Source organism: Micromonospora sp. CA-111912 (genome assembly GCF_050948415.1).
Classification (GTDB): domain Bacteria; phylum Actinomycetota; class Actinomycetes; order Mycobacteriales; family Micromonosporaceae; genus Micromonospora.
Map to the genome: position 1 here is coordinate 2628098 of NZ_CP192007.1, position 20893 is coordinate 2648990.

Here is a 20893-nt window from a genome sequence, read left to right on the forward strand (position 1 = left end):
CACGTCGAGGCGCCCAACAGATCAAGGGGGGAAGTTGTCCTGCGGCTCATCCGCGCCCGGGGGTGCTGGTGGCGGCGGGTCCATGTGTAACGACCGGCGGCCGACCCGCATTCCTTGAGGGGTCACGGGGGTTCGGGCGGTTCAGCGGCGGGGTGCGCTACTCGATCGTCTGCCATGTGTAACGACCCCGGGCCGGCCCATGTTCCGCCGGACGGATGCCCCCGGTCACACCCCCAGACCCCCCAAACACCCCAACCTCACCCAGGCCCCGCCCACTCCCGGCCCTGGCGCGGCGATCAAGGGGTTTGCATCGGAGTCGGGGCGCCCGAATCTGCCGCGAACATCTTGATCGCCGCGTTAGGGCGCCCGCTCCGGGGACGGGGCCGGGGTGGGGGTGGGGCTCGTGTGATGTGGGGCACAAGGGATACGGGACGGTTCCGTATCGAAAAGGGTTGGCCTAGGCTCGTTCGCGTTACGAGTATGACCCGTTTCGTAATTGCCGCGGGTTGACCTGGGGGAGAGCCGGCCATGCAGCTTCACGAAAACACCGGACACCCGAGGAGGTGGGCGATCCTCGGGGTGCTGGTGATCAGCCTCCTCGTCGTCGTTCTCGACAACACCATCCTCAACGTCGCCCTGCGTACCCTCGCCGACCCGGTGCGCGGTCTCGGCGCCACCCAGGGCGAGCTGGAATGGTCCATCAACTCCTACACCCTGGTTTTCGCCGGTCTGTTGTTCACCTTCGGCGTGCTCGGCGACCGCGCCGGGCGCAGGCGGTTCCTGGTGGCCGGTCTGGTGTTCTTCGGCCTCGCCTCGCTGCTGTCCGCGTACGCGCAGAGCCCCGCCCAGCTGATCGCGGCCCGCGCGCTGATGGGCCTGGGTGGCGCGGCGATCATGCCGGTGACCCTGTCGATCATCTCCAACGTCTTCGACCCCCGGGAACGCGGCCGGGCGATCGGCATCTGGGCCGGCGCGGTCGGCCTGGCCGTGGCGATCGGCCCGATCCTCGGCGGCGCGCTGCTGGAGCACTTCTGGTGGGGCTCGGTCTTCCTGATCAACGTGCCGGTCGTCGTGCTCGGCGTGGTCCTGGTCGCACTGTTGGTACCCGAGTCGCGCGACCCCGATCCAGGCCGGGTCGACGTCCCCGGCGTGTTGCTGTCGGTGGTGGGCCTGGTCGCGCTGTCCTACGGCATCATCGACGGCGGCGAGCACGGCTTCGACCGGCCGCTGGTCTGGGCGTCGATCGTCGGCGGGCTGGCCGTGTTGGCCTGGTTCGTGGTGCTGGAGCTGCGCAGCGACCATCCGTCGCTGGACGTCCGGCTGTTCCGGGTGCCGCAGTTCGCCGCGCCGGTGGCGATGGTCGGGCTGATCTTCTTCGCCGCCATGGGGGTGATGTTCTTCAGCTCGTTCTATCTGCAGCTGGTCCGCGGCTACAGCCCGCTGGAGACCGGCCTGCTCTTCCTGCCCTTCGCCGCGGCGCAGCTCATCTTCGCCCCGCGCAGCGCGGCGATGGTCCGCAGGTACGGGGGCAGGGCGGTCGCGGTCGTCGGCCTGGTGCTGACCGTGGTGTCGCTGGGGGCGTTCATGTTCGTCGACGCGGGCACGCCGATCTGGGCGGTCCTGGTGTGCTTCTTCCTCCAGGGCGCGGGGATGGCGAACATCATGCCGCCGGCCACCGAGTCGATCATGTCGGCGCTGCCGAGGCAGAAGGCGGGGGTCGGCTCGGCGGTCAGCAACACGGTTCGGCAGGTAGCCGGCGCACTCGGCGTGGCCGTGCTCGGCTCGGTCCTGTCCGCGCTGTACCGTCAGGACGTCGCCCCGGCCCTGCGGGACCTGCCCGCGGCGGCGCACGAGGCGGCCGGTGAGTCGATCTCCGGGGCGTACGCCGCGGCCGGACAGCTCGGCCCGGCCGGGCCGGCGCTGGTCACGTCGGCCAACCACGCCTTCGTCTCGGCGATGCACTGGGCGGCGGCCCTCTCGGCGGCGGTCGCCGCGCTCGGCATCGTGGTCGCGTTGCGCTGGATGCCCGGCCGGGACCAGGGGCAGCCGCCGGGCGCGACTCCGGTGGCCGGAAAACCGGAGTTGGCCGGAGCCGCATAAATATGGGAAGAATGTCGGACATGACTTCCGCCGCCGCCGACGCTCCGCGACCGCCCGGCCGACCGCGGAGCGTCCGCGCGGACGAGGCGATCGTGGAGGCCGTTCTCGACCTGCTCGCCGAGGGCAGCACGATCGAGGCGCTGTCCATCGAGGCCATCGCCGCCCGGGCCGGGGTGGGCAAGGCCACCATCTACCGGCGCTGGTCGGGCAAGGACGCGCTGATGCTCGACGCGCTGCGCCGCCTCAAGGGCGTCCTTCCGCAGCCGACCGGGCACTCCGTCCGGGAGGACCTGGTGCTGCTGGTCGGTGCGGTCGGGCGCAACGTCGACCCCCGGGCCGCGAAGATCATGCCCTGCCTCGTGCCGGAGGTGAACCGCAGCCCGGATCACTTCCGGGTCTACCAGAACATCATCGAGCCCCGCCGGCAGCTCATGCGCGAGGTGCTCCGCTGGGGGATGCGCAGCGGTGAGCTGCGTGCCGACCTCGACATCGAGGTGGTGATGGCCCTGCTCACCGGGCCGATGTTGGTACAGCGGATGCTGCGCTGGAACCCCGAACTGGACGAGGACTCCCTGCCCGGCCGGATCGTCGACGGCGTCCTGGACGGCATTCGGGCCCGCTGACCCCTCCGGGGCGGGCCGACCGGAACTCCGGCCGCGACCGTCCCGGGAATCCGCCGGGCACACTCGCCACCGCAACCGGGTGGTGGACGACCCACCCGGCTCTCGTCACTGCCGGAGCCCCGCGCGCTGCGGCCGGCTGCCGGCGTGTCCCCGGCGGAGGGTGTCCGGGGCGACCAGTAGGGTGTCGAACACACGTACTGCTGGCGGCTGGGGGAGGAGGCGGCGTGCGCGTGCTCGGCGTCGACCCGGGGCTGACCCGGTGCGGGGTCGGTGTGGTCGAGGGAGTGCCCGGCCGGCCCTGCACCCTGGTCGCCTACTACGTCGTCCAGACCGACCCGGGTGACGACCTGCCGCTGCGCCTGCTGCACCTGGACCGCTCGCTCGCCGACCTGGTCGCCGAGCACCAGCCGGACGCCGTCGCCGTGGAGCGGGTGTTCAGCCAGCACAATGTCCGCACCGTGATGGGCACCGCCCAGGCGAGCGGGATCGCGGTGTTGGCCGGCGCGCGGGCCGGCCTGCCGGTGCAGACCTACACCCCGAGCGAGGTGAAGGCTGCCGTGACCGGGTCCGGCCAGGCGGACAAGGCGCAGATGACGGCCATGGTGACCCGGCTGCTGCGGCTGTCCGAGCCGCCGAAGCCGGCCGACGCGGCCGACGCGCTCGCGCTGGCCATCTGCCACGTCTGGCGCGGCGGCACCCGCTCGAAGCTGGCCGAGGCGGCCGACCGGGCACGACGAGGAGGAGCACGATGATCGCCAGTGTGCGCGGCACGGTGACCGCGACGGGCCCCGATCACGCCGTGGTCGAGGTCGGCGGGGTGGGCCTGGCGGTGTACTGCGCCCCCGGCACGCTCGCCGACCTGCGGGTCGGCCAGCCAGCCCGGCTGGCCACCAGCCTGGTGGTCCGGGAGGATTCGCTCACCCTCTACGGCTTCGCCGACGACGACGCCAAGCAGCTGTTCGAGCTGCTCCAGACCGCCAGCGGGGTGGGTCCCCGGTTGGCCCAGGCGGTGCTCGCCGTGCACACCCCGGACGCGGTGCGCAGGGCGGTCGCCAACGCCGACACGGCGGCGCTGACCCGGGTGCCGGGCATCGGCAAGAAGGGCGCCGAGCGCCTGGTGCTGGAGCTGCGCGACCGGATCGGCCCGGTGCCGGTGGGTGCCGACGGCGCGGCCGGGGTGACCGGGGGCGCCTGGCCCGAGCAGGTTCGCCAGGCCCTGGTCGGGCTCGGCTGGACGGCCGGCCAGGCCGACCAGGCGGTCGCCGCCGTGGCGGAGACTGTCGACGGACCGCCCCCGCCCGTGCCGGTGCTGCTCAAGCAGGCCATCCGCCTCCTCGGCCGGACCCGATGACGGGCCCGGACGGCAACCTCGTCTCGGCGTACGTCCACGACGCCGAGCTGGACGCCGAGGCGAGTGTCCGGCCGAAGCGGCTGGCGGAGTTCATCGCCCAGCACCGGGTCCGCGACCAGCTCGACCTGCTGCTCCAGGGCGCGATGCGGCGCGGCTCCCCACCCGACCACATCCTCCTGTCGGGCCCGCCCGGCTTGGGCAAGACGACCCTGGCCAACATCGTGGCGGCCGAGTTGGGCTCCGGCCTCCGAGTGACCAGCGGCCCGGTGATCGAACGCTCCGGGGACCTGGCGGCGATCCTGACCAGCCTCGCCGAGGGCGACGTGCTGTTCATCGACGAGATCCACCGGATCGCCAAGCCGGCCGAGGAGCTGCTCTACAGCGCGATGGAGGACTTCCGGGTCGACGTGATCGTCGGCAAGGGGCCGGGAGCCACCGCCATCCCGCTGGACGTCGAGCCGTTCACCCTGGTGGGCGCGACCACCCGGTCCGGCCTGCTGACCGGGCCGATGCGGGACCGGTTCGGCTTCGTCGCGCACCTGGACTTCTACTCCCCGGCCGACCTGGAGGTGCTGCTGCGCCGCTCGGCGCGGATCCTGGGCGTGCCGATCACCGACGACGGCGCCGTCGAGATCGCCGGCCGGTCCCGGGGCACCCCCCGGATCGCCAACCGGCTGCTGCGCCGGGTTCGGGACTTCGCCGAGGTCCGCGCCGACGGCGTGGTCACCCTGGAGACCGCCCGGGCCGCCCTCACGGTGTACGACGTCGACGCGCTCGGGCTGGACCGACTGGACCGGGCCGTGCTCACCGCGCTGGTCGACTCGTTCCGGGGCGGGCCCGTCGGGTTGTCCACCCTGGCGGTGGCGGTGGGGGAGCAGCCGGACACGGTCGAGGAGGTCTGCGAGCCGTTCCTGGTCCGGGCGGGGCTGCTCGCCCGCACGCCGCGAGGCCGGGTGGCGACGGAGGCGGCCTGGCGGCACCTGGGGCGCACCCCGCCAAATGGTACATTTGGCACCGATGTTCCTGTTGCGTCCGATCTGTTCTCCGCCGCGCCAGATCAGCCGTGATCCGAACGTGATCTGTGCCGCAGTCGGCGTTCCCAGGTGCAGGGACTAGACTTCGCCGCGGTTTGTACAGGACGTGAGAATCCGCCTCCGCTCCGGTGCTTTTTTTCGTGCCGAGCCGAAGGCCAATCGGAAGGTCAGTAACCGTGCTCTACGCAGCAGCGGGCGGAGGGGGAGTCGGCGGTCTTACGCCGATCCTCATGATCGCCCTGCTCTTCGGCGTCATGTACTTCATGATGATCCGCCCTCAGCAGAAGCGCCGCCGCGAGGCTGAGCAGATGCAGTCCGCCCTCGGCTTTGGCGACGAGGTGGTCACCATCGGCGGTCTCTACGGCACGGTCACCGAGGTGGACGACGACACCGTCCTGCTAGAGGTCGCGCCCGGCGTGCAGACCCGGTACGCCCGTCCGGCCATCGCCCGGGTGGTCAACCGGGCCGAGCGGGTCGAGTCGACGGAGCCGGTCAGCGAGGACGTCGAAACCGTCAAGGAGTGACCGCCTCCCCGACGGGGCAGCGGAGACGCCGTTAAAACTGGATAGTTGGGTCGACACCTGACGCCGACACCCGAAGGTTGCCGGTCGACGCCCCCGCGTCGGCCGTGGTCAGCCGTGTCGGCGTCGGGTCGCCGGCCCCGGACAGCCGTCGCCGGGACCCCCGGCCCGACATTCGCGCCGCCATCGGCGGCGCGACCGTAACAGGGAGACAGACAGCCGTGGCACCACCTCAGGGACAGATGCGGCCCGGACGGCAGCTTGCCGTGCTCGGCCTCATCTTCGTCGTCCTATATCTCATGGTGTTCTTCTCGGGCGGCGCCAGTGGTGGCTTGAAGGATCGGCTCGAGCCTCGGCTCGGACTGGACCTGATCGGCGGCACCCGGCTGACGCTCGAGGCGACGAACAGCATCGACGGCAAGCCCCCGACGACGGAGAACCTCGAAGAGGCCCGCCAGATCATCGAGAACCGGGTCAACGCGTACGGCGTGGCCGAGGCCGAGGTGGTCACCGAGGGCAACCGGAACATCGTCATCTCCCTGCCCGGTGAGAACCGCGACCTCACCGACGTCGGCAGCGCCGCCGAGCTGCGCTTCCGCAAGGTGTTGAAGGCCGCCGACGGAACCGGCGCGGTGGCGGCCCCCCCGGCGGCCACGCCGACCCCGGCCCCGTCCGGCAGCGCCAGCCCCAAGCCGTCGGGCAGCGCCAGCCCCAAGCCGTCGGGCAGCTCGCCGGCCGGGGCGAAGGCGACCGCGTCGCCGAGCACCGGCGGTCAGGGCGGCGGGGCTGCGGCCCCGAGCGCCAGCGCCACCCCGCCGGCCTCGCCGAGCGCTGCCGCGCCATCGCCGAGCGCCAGCGCCGAGCCGGTGCCGGAGGGCGTCGAGAAGCAGCGCGCGGCCGTCCAGCAGAAGGTCGGGGCCGCCGCCTGGCAGGCCGCCAGCGGCCTGAAGGCCCCGGCCGACCTGACCACCGACCCGTCGCTGGGCGAGACCCTCAAGCCGTTCGGCACGCTCTCCCCGCGCGAGGTCGCGGTGCTGCCGGCGGAGATGCAGTTCAACGTCCCGACGATCAGCTGCGCCCAGCTCGACCAGCGCCCGGCGGCGTCGATCAAGGACGAGAAGCAGAAGGCGATCGCCTGCGAGGACGGCACCCAGAAGTACCTGCTCGACGTGGCGAAGGTGCTCGGCACCGACGTCGGCGACGCCAACGCGGTGCTCGACCAGACCAGTTCCTGGGTGGTCAGCCTCGACTTCAAGGGCAAGGGTCAGGAGAAGTGGACCAGCCTGACCCGGGAGGCGTTCACCAACGAGGGCCAGGCGTGCGACCAGACCGCGCTGGGCCAGGACGGCAAGTGCCGGGTCGCCGTCGTCCTCGACAACAAGGTGGTCTCCTCGCCGGAGATCCAGGGCGTGCTCACCGGTGACTCGCAGATCACCGGAAGCTTCGACAACAAAACGGCCAGCGACCTGGCCAGCCAGCTGCGCTACGGCGCCCTGCCGGTCACCTTCGAGCAACAGGACAAGGTGAACATCACCGCCACGCTGGGCGCCAGCCACCTGCGTGCGGGCCTGCTCGCCGCCGGCATCGGCATGCTGCTGGTCATCATCTACTCGTTCTTCTACTACCGCCTGCTCGGCTCGGTCATCTTCCTGAGCCTGGTGCTGTCGGCGCTGCTGGTCTTCGGCGCGCTGGTGGTGCTCGGCCGGCAGATCGGTTTCACCCTCACCCTCGCCGGCATCGCCGGCATGATCGTCTCGCTCGGTGTGGCGGCGGACTCGTTCGTCATCTACTTCGAGCGGCTCAAGGACGAGATCCGCGAGGGACGCAGCCCGCGCAGTGCGGTGCCGCGGGCATGGATCCGGGCCCGCCGAACGATCATCTCGGCCAACGCGATCACCCTCATGTCGGCCGTGGTGCTCTACGTCGTCTCGGTCGGCACGGTGAAGGGCTTCGCCTTCGCGCTCGGCCTGGCCACGGTGCTCGACCTGGTCGTGGTCTTCCTCTTCCGTCACCCGATCATGACGATGTTCGCCCGGACCCGGGCGTTCCTTTCCCCGCGGGTCAGCGGTCTCGGCCGCGCCCTTCCGGCGCGGACCGAGCAGGCCACCCCCCGCACCTCGCGCGTCAAGGAGGCCTGAGATGGCTAAGACTGGATTGGCGAGCCGCCTCTACCGGGGCGAGGCCGGGGTCGACGTCATCGGCCGGCGCAAGCTGTGGTTCACCGTGGCCGGGGTACTGATCCTCATCTCGGTGCTCAGCTTCGGGATCCAGAAGTTCAGCCTGGGCATCGAGTTCGCCGGCGGCAACTCGTTCCAGGTGCCGGCCAGCGTCGGAACGCTGGATCAGGCCGAGGAGAAGGTCGGCGCGGCGCTGGCGAGCGTCGCGGGCGGGGCCGAGGTGGCCACCGCGCAGAAGGTCGGCGGCACCGGCGGCGACTACTACGAGATCCGCACCTCGCAGCTCAATCCCGAGCAGGCCGACGCGGCCAAGACGGAGATTGCCCGGGAGCTCGGCCTCCAGCCGGACCAGATCAGCGGCAACCAGGTCAGCGAGGCGTGGGGCAGCCAGGTCACCTCCCGCGCGTTGCTCGGCCTGGTGATCTTCGTCGCGCTGGTGATGGTCTACCTGATCCTGCGCTTCGAGTGGCGGATGGCGGTCGCCGCCGTCTCCTCGCTGTTCATGAACCTGATCCTCACCGCCGGCATCTACTCGCTGGTCGGTTTCGAGGTGACCCCGTCGACGATCATCGGGTTCCTCACGATCCTGGGCTTCGCGCTCTACGACGTGGTGGTGGTCTTCGACAAGGTCCAGGAGAACACCCGGGGCATCACCGCGAACAACAACCAGACGTACGGCGAGGCGGCCAACCTGGCGATCAACCAGAGCCTCATGCGGTCGCTGAACACGTCGGTGGTCGCCCTGCTCCCGGTCGGCGGTCTGCTCTTCATCGGCGCGGGCCTGCTGGGCGCGGGCACCCTGAAGGACCTCGGCCTGGTGCTCTTCGTCGGTATGGCGATCGCGTTCCTGACCTCGATCCTGCTGGCCACCCCGCTGCTGGTGCTGCTGAAGAACTACGAGCCGCGGATCCAGGCGCACAACAAGCGGGTGCTGGCCCGGCGGGGCGCCCTGGCCCGGGGTGAGATCACCCCGAAGGGCGCGCCGCGCCCGGCCGGGGAGGACGACGAGCCCATCGACCCGGAGGAGGCGGCCCTGGCCGGGGCCGCGCCGAAGGTGGGCGTTCGGCCCGCCGGTAAGCGTCCGAGCGGCGCCCGGGGTGGTCGCCCCGCCGGCGGCGGCGGCAACCGGCCGGGCGGCGCGAAGCGCCGCTGACGCGACCGGGGAGACACCCGCCGGAGACGGTGACGACGGCGTCCTTCATGCTGTGCGAGCGGCGTGGAGGACGCCGTCGTCGTATGAGGGGAGACGGGCCGCCGTGACGGAGACGTACAGCGCCGGGGTACGGGGAGACAGCGGCCCGCAGGTCGCCGAGCTGGTCGCCAGCCGTGTGCTGGACGTGCCGGACTTCCCGAAGCCGGGCGTCATGTTCAAGGACCTGATGCCGCTCTTCGCCGACGGCGCGGTGTTCCGCGAGGTGGTCGACGGGATCGTGGCCTACCACGGGCGGGACTCGTTCGACGCCGTGGTCGGGATCGAGGCCCGGGGCTTCGTGATCGCGGCGGCCGTCGCGTACGCCACCGGGGTCGGCGTGGTGCCGGTGCGCAAGGCCGGCAAGCTGCCCCGCCCCGCCTACTCGGCCTCGTACGCGCTGGAGTACGGCGAGGCGACGCTGGAGCTGCACGAGGACGCGTTCACCGCCGGGCACCGGGTGCTGGTGGTCGACGACGTGCTCGCCACCGGGGGGACCGCTGAGGCCACCCTCGATCTGGTGGAGCGGGCCGGCGGCACGGTCGCCGGCTTCACCGTGCTGCTGGAGCTTGGTTTCCTCGGTGGCCGCGAGCGGCTCGCCCCGCGCCCGGTGCACGCCCTGCTCGAGGTCTGAGCGCCCCAGCAGCGGCCGTCCGGGCTGCGCGCGGGCGGGTTGGCGTCCGGTCCGTGCCCTGCTGACCGATTGGTCGTGCTGGCTGCCGGGCGGACCCGGTGCGGTCCGTCCGGCCGAGCGGCGGGGCACGGTGCGTACGGGTAGCATTGCCCTTTGCTGACCGGCGGGAAGACCGTCCGGGCGGCGGAAGACCAGGCCGGCCGCACGGTCGGCGTACCCCGGCGAGCGGTGAGGAGGCCGGTGTCCCACGATGTCGTCCCTCCGGTGGAGGGCACGGTGCACCCGACAGGCGACGCTGACGGTTCGGTGACCGACAAGGGAGCTGAGCCGCGGGGCGCGGCCCTCGGGAACGAGGCGGGTTCCGCCCACGCCGACGGCGACACCCCGGCGGCCGGCGTCCTGGAGCCGCTGTCGGCCGACGACTCCGGCGACCCGTCGCCGAGCGGCGGCTTCGCCCTCTCCAACGCCCCCACCGGCCGGCGGGTGCGGGCCCGGCTGGCCCGGTTCAACGCGCCCTGGCAGACCTCGCAGGTCAGCGAGGTGCTGGAGCCGCTGATCTCCTCCCATCGGGTGAACCACCCCAAGGCCGACGCCCGGCTGCTCCAGCGGGCGTTCGACACGGCGGCCCGCTGGCACTCGGGCCAGTACCGCAAGTCCGGCGACCCGTACATCACCCACCCCTTGGCGGTGTCCACCATCCTGGCGAACCTGGGGATGGACACCACCACCCTGGTCGCCGCGCTGCTGCACGACACGATCGAGGACACCGAGTACACCCTCGACCAGATGAAGGTGGACTTCGGCGGCGAGGTCGCGCTGCTCGTCGACGGGGTGACGAAGCTCGACAAGGTCAAGCTCGGCGACGCCGCCAAGGCGGAGACCATCCGCAAGATGGTCGTGGCGATGGCCAAGGACCCCCGGGTCCTGGTGATCAAGCTGGCCGACCGGCTGCACAACATGCGCACCCTGACCTTCCTGCCCCGCCCGAAGCAGGAGCAGAAGGCGAAGGAGACGCTGGAGATCCTGGCGCCCCTGGCCCACCGGCTGGGCATGAACACGATCAAGTGGGAGCTGGAGGACCTGGCCTTCGGCACGCTGTTTCCGAAGCGGTACGAGGAGATCCTCCGGCTGATCGGGGAGCACCAGCCGCAGCGGGAGGCGCAGCTGCGCCAGGTCACCCAGAAGGTGCAGACCGACCTGAAGGCCGCCAAGATCAAGGCGGAGACGACGGGACGGCCGAAGCACCTCTACTCGATCTACCAGAAGATGATCGTGCGGGGCCGTGACTTCAACGACATCTACGACCTGGTCGGGGTGCGGATCCTGGTCGACACGGTGCGGGACTGCTACGCCGCGCTGGGTGTGATCCACGCGAACTGGCAGCCGGTGCCCGGCCGGTTCAAGGACTACATCGCGATGCCCAAGTTCAACATGTACCAGTCGTTGCACACGACGGTCATCGGGCCCACCGGCAAGCCGGTGGAGATGCAGATCCGCACGTACGCGATGCACCGCACCGCCGAGTTCGGCATCGCCGCGCACTGGAAGTACAAGGAGCACAAGGGCACCCAGGTCGTCGGCCCGCCGGCGCACATCGACGAGATGACCTGGTTGCGGCAGCTGCTGGACTGGCAGCGGGAGGCGGCGGACCCGAGCGAGTTCCTGGACGCGCTGCGCTTCGACCTGTCCAGCCAGGAGGTGTACGTCTTCACCCCCAAGGGTGACGTCATCCCGCTGCCGACCGGGTCGACGCCGGTGGACTTCGCGTACGCGGTGCACACCGAGGTGGGGCACAAGTGCATCGGGGCGCGGGTCAACGGCAAGCTGGTGCCGCTGGAATCGACGTTGTCCAACGGCGACGTGATCGAGATCTTCACGTCGAAGTCCGAGACGGCGGGGCCGACGCAGGACTGGCTGGGCTTCGTGAAGAGCCCTCGGGCGCGCACGAAGATCCGCCAGTACTTCAACAAGGAGCGGCGCGAGGAGGCGATCGAGGCCGGCAAGGACTCGATCGTCAAGGCGATGCGCAAGCAGGGCATGCCGTTGCAGCGGATGCTCACCTCCGACGCGTTGATGACGATCGCCCGGGACCTGCACCTGGCCGACGTGGCGTCGCTGTACGCGGCGGTCGGCGACAGTCAGGTCTCCGCCCAGTCGGTGGTGCAGAAGCTGATGGCCTCGTACGGCGGCGAGGAGGGCGCGGCGGAGGACATCGCCGAGACCGCCGTCGCCACCCGGCCGCCGCGCAGCCGGCAGAGCAGCGCCGACCCGGGCGTGGTGGTGCGTGGCGTCAGCGACGTCTGGATCAAGCTGGCCCGGTGCTGCACCCCGGTGCCGCCGGACGCGGTCTTCGGGTTCGTCACCCGCTCCGGCGGGGTCAGCGTGCACCGGGACGACTGCGCCAACGCCGAGGACCTGCTGGCCCAGGACGAGCGGGTGGTCGAGGTCAGTTGGAAGCTCACCTCCGCCTCGACGTTCCTGGTGGCCATCCAGGTGGAGGCCCTGGACCGGCACAAGCTGCTGGCAGACGTGACCCGGGTGCTCTCCGAGGAGCGGGTCAACATCCTGTCCGCCACGGTCACCACCACCCGGGACCGGGTGGCGGTCAGCCGGTTCAGCTTCGAGATGGCCGACCCGAAGCACCTGGGCCACCTGCTGGCCGCCGTCCGCAAGGTCGACGGCGTCTTCGACGCGTACCGGGTCACCTCGGGGTCCTGATCCGCACACGACAGCGCCCGCCGGCTCGCAGCCGGCGGGCGCTTCGTCGTGGCGGAGGGCTCAGCCCTGCGGCTCGCTCATCGTCAGCTTCTTGATGACGACCTCCTTCTTCGGGTGGCCACCGCCGGCCTGCTTGGCGAACGCCTTGTCGTCGCCGGCCTTGGCGACGGCCTCGACGATGTCCATGCCGCCGGTGATCGTGCCCAGGACGGTGTAGTTCGGGTCGAGCTGCGAGTCGCCGTAGACGATGAAGAATTGGCTGCCGGTGCTGCCGGGCTGCCCCGAGTTGGCCATCGCGATGACGCCCTTCGGGTAGGCGGGGCGCTTGTCGGTGGGCAGGTTCTCCTCGGTCAGCTTGTACGCCGGGCCACCGGTGCCGTCGGTCTCCCGCCAGCCCTTGCCGGTCGCACTCGGGTCACCGCACTGGAGCACCTGGATGCCCTCGGTGACCAGGCGGTGACACTTGCTGTTGTCGAAGAAGTTCTTGCTCGCGAGGTGGGTGAAGCTGGCCGCGGTGCACGGCGAGGCGGCCCGGTCGACCTTGGCGGTGATCGGGCCCAGGTTGGTGTCCATCGTCAGGGTCTGGACGCCGGTGTTCGCCTGCTGGCCCTGCGGCAGCCCGACGTCCTTGATCTCCTTGGTCCGGTTCTCCTTGGGCATTTCGGTGAACGCGCACTGCACGAGACCGCTCGCACCGCTGGTCTTCTGCTTGTCGTCGTCGTCGTCGCCGACGACGGTGGTGGCCAGCCACACGGTGCCGGCGACCACGAGCAACAGGGCCGCCCCGGCGCCGACGACCGCCTGCGTCTGCCGGCGCTTGCGGGCCCTGGTTGCCTGCGCGGCCATGTTCCGCTGCAGTCGGGCCTTCGCCGCCGCGCGCTGCCGCTCTTTCGTGGACGTCACGGTCGATCCTCCTGGACTGTGTCTCTGGCGCGGTCAGTGCCGCAGTGTGTGGGGCGGGGCCCGGTCAGCCGGCGCTCGGGCTGGCCGCCGGAGCGCCCGATGCCGGGGCGGTCGCGGCCGGCGCCGTCGTCGGCTCGCCGACGGTGAGACTCTGGATCACCACGTCGGTCTTCGGCTTGACCTTTGCTCCGCTCCCATTGTCCACGGTCGGGAGGGCGCCGATCTTCGTGATCACATCGAGCCCGCCGGTGACCCTGCCGATCACCGGGTAGACCGGCTTGGCGGGATTGAAGTCTTTGAAGAAGACAAGGAACTGGCTGCCGTTGGCGCCCGGCGGGTTGGCCATCATCGCGACCGTGCCCTTCGGGTACGCCGGGGGCTGGCCGGGGGCGGGGCTGGCCGACGGGCTCGCCTCGGGCTGCACGGGGACGTTCTCGTCGTAGAACGAGTAGGTCGGGCCGCCCAGGCCGGTGCCGCTCGGGTCACCGCAGCGCAACGCGCCCTCGTCGGTGATCTCGTGGCACGTGGCGTTGTCGTAGAAGCCCCGGCTGGCCAGGTGGGCGATGCTCGCCCCGGCGCAAGGGGCCGAGGCGAGGTCCAGCTCCGCGGTGACCGGCGCGCCCTGGTTGGTGGTGACGGTCATCGCCCGGGTGCCGGAGGTCGGCAGGCCGGTGGTGGCCGGGGTGCCGACGTCCTTGAGGTTGGTGTTCCCGGTGGCGTTCTGCGGGTTCCAGATGCAGACGTCCTCGGCGGCCGTGTTCGTCTCCGGGTCGTCGTCGAAGGCGCCCAGCGCCCACGCCGATCCGGCAACGATCAGCGCGAGCACCACGGCGGCGCCGACGCCGGCCTGGATCTGCCGACGGCGCCTGATCCGGGAGGCCCGTCGGGCCAACTGTCGGTCGAGCTTGGCCCGCGCCATTTTGCGCTGCCGGTCCCTGCTGGAAGCCACCCGTGCTCCCCCTCCTCTACCCTGACGGTCACCGGCGGGTCGGGCGTAGCGCCCTGTCTGGCGGCACGTGCGCCACGCCACACGCCCGCCAGAGTGTACGGGTACCGACTGGGAATGTGGTGTACCAGGTCCTCGCAAGGTTTATCGGGGGGCGTCACTGTGCCTCCGGGGGCCCACGGGGCGGGTGGGGCGACGGAATCCGCGCGCCGTTGCGGCTAGGCTGCCAGTGCAGGGACGACAGCTCGACGGAAGGGGAGCGGACGTGCTCGTGGCCGGCTTTCCCGCGGACGCCTTCGGCACCAACTGCTACGTGGTGGCGACCGCGCCGGGGGAGCAGTGCGTGGTGGTCGACCCGGGCATCGGGGTGCTCGACCGGCTCGACGCCGTGCTCGCCGAGCATCGCCTGCACCCGGCCGCCGTGCTGCTCACCCACGGCCACCTCGACCACACCTTCTCCGTCGCGCCGGTCTGCGGCGCCCGGGGCATCACCGCGTACGTCCACCCCGCCGACCGGGAGTTGCTGGCCGACCCGGGCAAGGCGCTGTCGATGGACCTCACCCAGCTCTTCGGTGGCCGGCTGCCCTACACCGAGCCCGACGACGTCGCCGAGCTGACCGACGGGGCCACCCTCGCCCTGGCCGGCCTGGAGATCACCGTCGACCACGCCCCGGGCCATACCGGCGGGTCGGTGCTGTTCCGGCTGCCCGGCGCCGGCTCGCCCTGGGAGGCCGAGCAGGTCTGCCTCTCCGGCGACGTGCTCTTCGCCGGCTCGATCGGCCGCACCGACCTGTGGGGCGGCAGCATGCCCCGGATGCTCGCCAGCCTGCGGGACAAGATCCTCCCGCTGGCCGACGACACCGTGGTGCTGCCCGGCCACGGCCCCGCGACCACCATCGGGCGCGAGCGCGCGAGCAACCCGTACCTCGTCGAGGTGGCGGGCTCCGGCGGCGCGCGTCCCGCCGCGCCCACCCGCGGCCTCTAGATCCTCCGCCCGCGCCGCGCGGGCCACGACCTCACCGCGCCGGGCGGCGCGGAGCTGCAAGGAGTACGCCATGAGCAAGCCCACGCCCATCTCCGGCTTCCCCGAGTGGACGCCGGCGCAGCGGATGATCGAGCAGTTCGTCCTCGACCGGATCCGCGCCACCTTCGAGCTGTACGGCTTCGCCCCCCTGGAGACCCGCTCGGTGGAGCCGCTGGACCAGCTCCTGCGCAAGGGGGAGACCTCGAAGGAGGTGTACCTGCTGCGCCGGCTCCAGGCCGACGCCGAGGGCCCGGCCGGGGACGACGCGCTCGGCCTGCACTTCGACCTGACCGTCCCGTTCGCCCGCTACGTGCTGGAGAACGCCGGCAAGCTCCAGTTCCCGTTCCGCCGCTACCAGATCCAGAAGGTGTGGCGGGGCGAGCGCCCGCAGGAGGGCCGCTACCGGGAGTTCCTCCAGGCCGACATCGACATCGTCGACCGGGACACCCTGCCCGCCCACTTCGAGGCCGAGATGCCGCTGGTCATCGGCGACGCGCTGCGGTCGCTGCCGATTCCGCCGGTGCGGATCCAGGTCAACAACCGCAAGATCTGCGAGGGCTTCTACCGGGGCATCGGGCTTACCGACCCGGAGGCCGCCCTGCGCGCGGTCGACAAGCTCGACAAGATCGGCCCGGCGAGGGTGGCCGAGCTGCTGGCCGAGACGGCCGGGGCGAGCGAGGCGCAGGCCAAGGCGTGCCTGTCCCTGGCCGAGATCTCCGCCCCGGACGCCTCCTTCGCCGACGCGGTGCGGGCCCTCGGGGTGAGCCACCCGTTGCTGGACGAGGGCGTTGACGAGCTGGTCGCGGTGGTGGAGACCGCCGCCGCGCACTCGCCGGGGCTGTGCGTGGCCGACCTGCGCATCGCCCGTGGCCTGGATTACTACACCGGCACGGTCTATGAGACGTCTCTGGTGGGCTACGAGCGGTTCGGCTCGATCTGTTCCGGCGGCCGGTACGACAACCTGGCCAGCTCGGGGGCCGCCCGGTTCCCGGGGGTGGGCATCTCGATCGGGGTGACCCGGCTGCTCGGCCTGCTCTTCGGCGCCGACGCGCTGTCGGTGTCCCGCAGCGTGCCGACCTGCGTGCTGGTCGCGGTCACCGCCGAGGAGCAGCGGGCGGCCAGCAACACCGTTGCCGACGCGCTGCGCGGCCGGGGCGTGCCCACCGAGGTGTCGCCGAGTGCGGCGAAGTTCGGCAAGCAGATCCGCTACGCCGAGCGGCGCGGCATCCCGTACGTGTGGTTCCCGGGGGCCGACGGCGCGGCGGACGAGGTGAAGGACATCCGCTCCGGCGAGCAGGTGGTTGCGGCGGCGGGGGAGTGGACCCCGCCCCGGGCGGACCTGCGGCCGCTGATCGGCGAGGGCTGAGGACTCGCCGGTAACGCCCACGAGCTGGCGTTACTGGCGCGTACGCCGACGAAGACCTACGGTTGCGTAAGTTACGCCACCGTAGGTAGGGAGATCGTCGTGACCGCACTGAGCCAGACCGCCCTGCTCGTCGAGCTCGAGCCCGTCGTGGAGAAGAACCTCGACCGGCACCTCTCGATGGCCAAGGAGTGGTTCCCGCACGAGTACGTGCCGTGGAGCGAGGGTCGCACCTTCGACGGCCCGCTCGGCGGCGAGGCGTGGTCGGCGTCGGACTCGACGATCCCCGAGGTGGCGCGCACCGCGCTGATCGTGAACCTGCTCACCGAGGACAACCTCCCCTCGTACCACCACCAGATCGCCACCCTCTTCGGCCCCGACGGGGCGTGGGGGACCTGGGTGGGCCGGTGGACGGCGGAGGAGGGGCGGCACGGCACCGCCATCCGGGACTACCTGACCGTGACCCGGGCGGTCGACCCGGTGGCCCTGGAGCGGGCCCGGATGGTGCACATGACGGCCGGGTACTCCAACTCCCACGACGACTCGATGCTGCGCTCGCTGGCGTACGTGTCGTTCCAGGAGTTGGCCACCCGGATCTCGCACCGCAACACCGGCCGGGTGACCGGCGACCCGGCCTGCGAGGCGCTGCTGGCCCGCGTCGCGGCCGACGAGAACCTGCACATGGTCTTCTACCGCAATCTGCTCGCCGCCGCCCTGGACCTCGACCCGAGCCAGACGATGCGGGCGATCGCCGAGGTGCTGGCGGACTTCCAGATGCCCGGTGTGGGCATCGAGGGCTTCGCCCGCAAGTCGGTGGCGATCGCCCTCGCCGGCATCTACGACCTGCGCCAGCACCGTGACGAGGTGGTCGTCCCGGTGCTGCGTCAGTGGGACGTGTTCAACGTCTCCGGCCTGAACGCCGACGGCGAGGCGGCTCGCGATGAGATCGCCGCCCACCTGGACACCCTCGAGACCCACGCGTCCCGCTTCGAGGAGAAGCGCGACGCCCGAGCCGCCCGCCTCGCCGCCACCCGCTAACCCCCACCCCACCCCACCCCACCCCCCTCTCCCGCGATCTTGCGGTTGCGGCCCCCGCAAAAGCCGCATCACGCCCAGTTCGCGGGCCCTAAGTGCAAGATCGCCGGGGTGGGTGGGGGTCAGGCTGGCGGGGTAGGGCCTGAGGGCTGACGGGCCCGGCGCGTCCCCGCTCGGCGGGGGTCAGGTGCGACATCACGCCGTGCTGGTGCGTCCACCGCGAGGGTGGGGGGCGCCGGGACCTCTGGTCACCAGCCGAAGCCGGCGGCGTACGAGACGTTGGCGAGCACCTGCTGGCCGGTGCTGTTCGGGTGGAAGTAGTCCCAGCTGGAGAGCTGACCCAGGGTGAACGAGTAGCCGAACACGGCGTTGTCGTCGAAGTCGCAGTTCGGGCCGTACGCGGCGCACGCCTGGGCGAGCTGGGTGTTGTAGTCGACCACCCGCTGGCGGACCCGGGCCCGCCGGTCCACGTCGGCCTGCGCCGTGGACGTGGGGTTGGCCAGCATGGACTGGCAGATGCTGAACAGCGACCAGGCGGTGCGGGCGCTGCCGCTGTCCTTGCCGACCGACCAGAGCCGGTGGATGTCCGGAACGCTGACCAGGAGCACCCGGGCGTCGGGCAGGCCCGCCCTGATCCGGTCGAGCGCGGCGTCGATGTTGGCCCGGTAGGTGGCCGCCGGCGTCATCGTCGACTCCGAGCCGGTGCACGCGTCGTTGGCGCCGATCAGCATCGTCACGTACCCGACGCCCTGGCCGACCGCGGTGGCGGCCTGGCCGGGCATGTCGGCGGACTTCGCGCCGGTCTTCGCGTCGTTGTGGTTGTTCCCGGCGATCGCCGGGTTGACCGCCCGGATGCGCAGGTAGTGACTGTCCACCGAGGACGTGTCGCCGGTGCTGAACGAGCGGGAGGTGCAGTCGACGAACCAGCCGCAGGCGTTGAAGCCGCGGGTGATCGAGTCGCCGAGACTGGCCATCGAGGCGGGTGCCGGGCCGGCGTCGGCGTGGCTGTCGGCGTGGGCGGCGGTGGCGCCGAGCGGGACGAGGATGGTGGCGGCGGCGAGGGTGGCCAGGACGCGTCGAACAGGGTTCATGGTGGCCTCCGGATCACGGGTGCCGATGAGACAAATCGGAGTCCATCGATACTATAGATCGATGCCGGTGGCCACAATTGCTGGTCCGCGTCGTGTGCGGCTCGGGCGGGACGGGTGGAGTCAGGCCTTGCCGGTGATCTTAAATATGTGAATACTTCACTTTGCCGGGTCGGTTCCCCCCAGATCCGGGCGCTTGGTCCTCGGGTCCGTCAACCCCCGGCGCGACCCGTCACCCCCTTCCGGGAGGTTGTTATATGCGACCCACGAGGTCATCGCTGCTCCGCGCCGCGTCCGTAGCCGCGGCCGGCACCCTGGTCGCCGGCGCGCTGATCGGCGCGCCCGCCCAGGCCGCGCCCTCGCCCGCTTCGCCCGACGCCGCGGCCACCCTGGCCGAGCGGCTCGGTGACCGCTCCGCCGGCACGTACGCCGACGCCAGCGGCAAGATGGTCGTCACCGTGACCGACGAGGCCGCCGCCCGTCAGGTCCGCGCCTCCGGCGCGACCGCGAAGGTCGTGAAGCGGGGCGCCGTGGAGCTCAACCGGGCCACCGCCGAGCTGGAGCGCTCGGCGAAGATCCCGGGCACCGCCTGGTGGACCGACGCGGTCACCAACCAGGTCGTCGTCTCCGTCGACAGCACCGTCACCGGTGCCAAGCTGGAGCAGGTCAAGGCCGCTGCCGCCCGGACCGGCGGCGCCGTCCGCGTCGAGGCCGAGGCCGGCGTGCTGAGCACCCGGATCTCCGGTGGCCAGGCGATCTACGCCGGTGGCGGCGGTCGTTGCTCGCTGGGCTTCAACGTCCGCAACAGCGCCGGCACGACCTTCTTCCTGACCGCCGGGCACTGCACCAACATCTCCGCGAGCTGGTACTCCAACTCGGGCCAGACCAACGTCCTGGGCACCCGTACCGGCAGCAGCTTCCCGGGCAACGACTACGGCATCGTCCGGCACAGCAACTCCGCCAACGCGACCGGCAACGTATCCCTCTACAACGGCAGCTACCGGGACGTCACCGGCGCGGCCAACGCCTACGTCGGCCAGAGCGTGCAGCGCTCCGGCAGCACCACCGGCCTGAAGGGCGGCACGGTGAACGCGACCAACGCCACGGTGAACTACGCCGAGGGCAGCGTCTCCGGCCTGATCCGCACCAACGTCTGCGCCGAGCCCGGCGACAGCGGCGGCTCGCTGTTCAGCGGCAGCAGCGCCGTCGGCCTCACCTCCGGCGGCAGCGGCAACTGCTCCTCCGGCGGCACCACGTTCTTCCAGCCGGTCACCGAGCCGATGAGCGTCTACGGCGTCAGCATCATCTGATCCACCGCACCGTCCGCGAAGCGGGTCGCCGGCCTCCCGGTGGCCCGCTTCCGGCGTACCGGGAGAGGGCGGCGACCGGCAGGCGCGCCGGCCGGAGGGCCGGTCACTGGGTACCACCCGCTTGCCGTCGGCCACCACCGAGGGCCAGCACCGCCAGCAACGGGCAGAGCGCCTCGGCCCCGGCCGCCACCCGCTCGGCCAGGCCGAGCCGGGCACCGCCACCGACCAGCTCCACGACCAGCCAGCCCACCAGGCCCAGCAGCAGCGCCGCTGCGGCCGTACCGTGGGATGCCGGCACCGCGGCGGCGTCGCCGGGCGGGCGGCGCGTCGGCGCGGCGAGGGCCGGCCAGAGCGCCAGCGCGCCGAAGGAGACCACGGCGGCGGCGCGGTGCGGGGCGGAGGTGCCGCTCATGGCCGGCAGCGGGAGGGCCGCCACGGCCAGCGTGGCCACCCCGCCGAGGGCGAGCAGCAGGCGGCCGGCGGGCCGCGCCGGTCGCAGCCCGGCCGCGGTCAGGCAGTGGCACAGCCCCAGGCCGAGCAGCCCGACGGTCATGATCCACCGGTCCGCGGCGTCGACCGCCGCGAGCGCGCTGATCGTGCCGCCCACCTGGTCGAAGCCGCCCGGCTGCCGGGCCGCCGCGAGCGTCCAGCCACCGATCAGGAACACCGGGGCGGCGGCGGAGGAGAGCAGGGCCCAGCGGGGTACGGCGCGCACCGCCACACGGTACGCGGGCGCGCTCCGCGACCGCCATGTGTGGCGCGGGACGGGGCCCGGGCCGGCGTGCGCCGGGCTCACCCGGTGGCGGCGCCGTCCGGGTGCCGTCGGCCGCCCGGTGGCGGCGGGGAACGGGGCGCCCTGACAGAATGCGGGGGCAGA

At 71.9% G+C, this 20893-nt stretch carries 17 protein-coding genes and 1 pseudogene; 14 read left to right on the top strand and 4 right to left on the bottom strand.

The genetic code is table 11. From position 1 onward, the window contains the following. The first annotated feature begins 528 nt into the window (after positions 1 to 528). The 10 genes and pseudogenes from ACQPZO_RS11035 to ACQPZO_RS11080 all read left to right on the top strand — a co-directional run. Complete coding sequence (locus ACQPZO_RS11035; RefSeq protein WP_433349422.1) at positions 529 to 2100, top strand: MFS transporter; 1572 nt, start codon at positions 529 to 531, stop codon at positions 2098 to 2100. 11 nt (positions 2101 to 2111) lie between these two features. Beyond that, positions 2112 to 2723: a TetR/AcrR family transcriptional regulator gene (locus tag ACQPZO_RS11040; protein ID WP_433349424.1), complete on the top strand. Its 612-nt coding sequence runs from the start codon at positions 2112 to 2114 to the stop codon at positions 2721 to 2723. Between the two features lie 224 nt (positions 2724 to 2947). Continuing rightward, a complete protein-coding gene (ruvC, locus tag ACQPZO_RS11045) occupies positions 2948 to 3475 on the top strand; it encodes a crossover junction endodeoxyribonuclease RuvC (protein ID WP_433349426.1) in 528 nt (175 codons plus the stop codon). Continuing rightward, positions 3472 to 4074: a Holliday junction branch migration protein RuvA gene (gene ruvA / locus ACQPZO_RS11050; protein ID WP_396673889.1), complete on the top strand. Its 603-nt coding sequence runs from the start codon at positions 3472 to 3474 to the stop codon at positions 4072 to 4074. Before ruvC ends, ruvA begins: the two co-directional genes overlap by 4 nt. Beyond that, positions 4071 to 5141: a Holliday junction branch migration DNA helicase RuvB gene (ruvB, locus tag ACQPZO_RS11055; RefSeq protein ID WP_433349428.1), complete on the top strand. Its 1071-nt coding sequence runs from the start codon at positions 4071 to 4073 to the stop codon at positions 5139 to 5141. Before ruvA ends, ruvB begins: the two co-directional genes overlap by 4 nt. 143 nt (positions 5142 to 5284) lie before the next feature. Then, the gene (yajC, locus tag ACQPZO_RS11060; protein WP_433349430.1) at positions 5285 to 5632 is read left to right on the top strand and encodes a preprotein translocase subunit YajC; all 348 of its coding nucleotides are present in this window, start codon (positions 5285 to 5287) and stop codon (positions 5630 to 5632) included. A gap of 218 nt (positions 5633 to 5850) precedes the next feature. Next, the gene (gene secD, locus ACQPZO_RS11065) at positions 5851 to 7767 is read left to right on the top strand and encodes a protein translocase subunit SecD (protein WP_433349433.1); all 1917 of its coding nucleotides are present in this window, start codon (positions 5851 to 5853) and stop codon (positions 7765 to 7767) included. Position 7768: 1 nt separating this feature from the next. After that, a complete protein-coding gene (gene secF, locus ACQPZO_RS11070) occupies positions 7769 to 8959 on the top strand; it encodes a protein translocase subunit SecF (RefSeq protein WP_433349436.1) in 1191 nt (396 codons plus the stop codon). 103 nt (positions 8960 to 9062) lie between these two features. Next, entirely contained in the window at positions 9063 to 9629 is a 567-nt protein-coding gene (locus ACQPZO_RS11075; protein ID WP_387019081.1) for an adenine phosphoribosyltransferase, read from the top strand. A 438-nt stretch (positions 9630 to 10067) separates the two neighbouring features. Beyond that, positions 10068 to 12347, top strand: a pseudogene (locus tag ACQPZO_RS11080) (RelA/SpoT family protein); the annotation flags it as partial. A gap of 60 nt (positions 12348 to 12407) precedes the next feature. Here ACQPZO_RS11080 and ACQPZO_RS11085 read toward each other — a convergent pair. After that, on the bottom strand, positions 12408 to 13250 hold the full coding sequence (locus ACQPZO_RS11085) for a peptidylprolyl isomerase (protein WP_433349438.1): 843 nt from the start codon (positions 13248 to 13250) through the stop codon (positions 12408 to 12410). Between the two features lie 64 nt (positions 13251 to 13314). Then, positions 13315 to 14199, bottom strand: a complete 885-nt coding sequence (locus tag ACQPZO_RS11090; RefSeq protein ID WP_433349440.1) for a peptidylprolyl isomerase — start codon at positions 14197 to 14199, stop codon at positions 13315 to 13317. Positions 14200 to 14461: 262 nt separating this feature from the next. On the opposite strand from ACQPZO_RS11090, the gene ACQPZO_RS11095 reads away from it, so the two are divergent. The 3 genes from ACQPZO_RS11095 (at position 14462) to ACQPZO_RS11105 (ending at position 17621) form a co-directional block, all read left to right on the top strand. After that, entirely contained in the window at positions 14462 to 15181 is a 720-nt protein-coding gene (locus ACQPZO_RS11095) for an MBL fold metallo-hydrolase (protein WP_387019319.1), read from the top strand. A 70-nt stretch (positions 15182 to 15251) separates the two neighbouring features. Then, the gene (hisS, locus tag ACQPZO_RS11100; protein WP_433349441.1) at positions 15252 to 16586 is read left to right on the top strand and encodes a histidine--tRNA ligase; all 1335 of its coding nucleotides are present in this window, start codon (positions 15252 to 15254) and stop codon (positions 16584 to 16586) included. A gap of 99 nt (positions 16587 to 16685) precedes the next feature. Next, entirely contained in the window at positions 16686 to 17621 is a 936-nt protein-coding gene (locus tag ACQPZO_RS11105) for an acyl-ACP desaturase (RefSeq protein WP_433349443.1), read from the top strand. A gap of 245 nt (positions 17622 to 17866) precedes the next feature. Here ACQPZO_RS11105 and ACQPZO_RS11110 read toward each other — a convergent pair whose 3' ends face one another. Continuing rightward, the gene (locus ACQPZO_RS11110) at positions 17867 to 18709 is read right to left on the bottom strand and encodes a GDSL-type esterase/lipase family protein (protein ID WP_433349445.1); all 843 of its coding nucleotides are present in this window, start codon (positions 18707 to 18709) and stop codon (positions 17867 to 17869) included. A gap of 254 nt (positions 18710 to 18963) precedes the next feature. On the opposite strand from ACQPZO_RS11110, the gene ACQPZO_RS11115 reads away from it, so the two are divergent. Then, complete coding sequence (locus tag ACQPZO_RS11115) at positions 18964 to 20016, top strand: S1 family peptidase (protein ID WP_433349447.1); 1053 nt, start codon at positions 18964 to 18966, stop codon at positions 20014 to 20016. Between the two features lie 103 nt (positions 20017 to 20119). Here ACQPZO_RS11115 and ACQPZO_RS11120 read toward each other — a convergent pair whose 3' ends face one another. After that, complete coding sequence (locus tag ACQPZO_RS11120) at positions 20120 to 20731, bottom strand: DUF998 domain-containing protein (protein WP_433349449.1); 612 nt, start codon at positions 20729 to 20731, stop codon at positions 20120 to 20122. Positions 20732 to 20893 lie beyond the last annotated feature (162 nt).

Excerpts from the sequence above, each read along its gene's own strand:
- ACQPZO_RS11035 (WP_433349422.1), top strand. The coding sequence starts at position 529 with ATGCAGCTTCACGAAAACACCGGACACCCGAGGAGGTGGGCGATCCTC.
- ACQPZO_RS11040 (WP_433349424.1), top strand. The coding sequence starts at position 2,112 with ATGTCGGACATGACTTCCGCCGCCGCCGACGCTCCGCGACCGCCCGGC.
- ruvA (WP_396673889.1), top strand. The coding sequence starts at position 3,472 with ATGATCGCCAGTGTGCGCGGCACGGTGACCGCGACGGGCCCCGATCAC.
- ruvB (WP_433349428.1), top strand. The coding sequence starts at position 4,071 with ATGACGGGCCCGGACGGCAACCTCGTCTCGGCGTACGTCCACGACGCC.
- secF (WP_433349436.1), top strand. The coding sequence starts at position 7,769 with ATGGCTAAGACTGGATTGGCGAGCCGCCTCTACCGGGGCGAGGCCGGG.
- hisS (WP_433349441.1), top strand. The coding sequence starts at position 15,252 with ATGAGCAAGCCCACGCCCATCTCCGGCTTCCCCGAGTGGACGCCGGCG.
- ACQPZO_RS11110 (WP_433349445.1), bottom strand. The coding sequence starts at position 18,709 with ATGAACCCTGTTCGACGCGTCCTGGCCACCCTCGCCGCCGCCACCATC.
- ACQPZO_RS11115 (WP_433349447.1), top strand. The coding sequence starts at position 18,964 with ATGCGACCCACGAGGTCATCGCTGCTCCGCGCCGCGTCCGTAGCCGCG.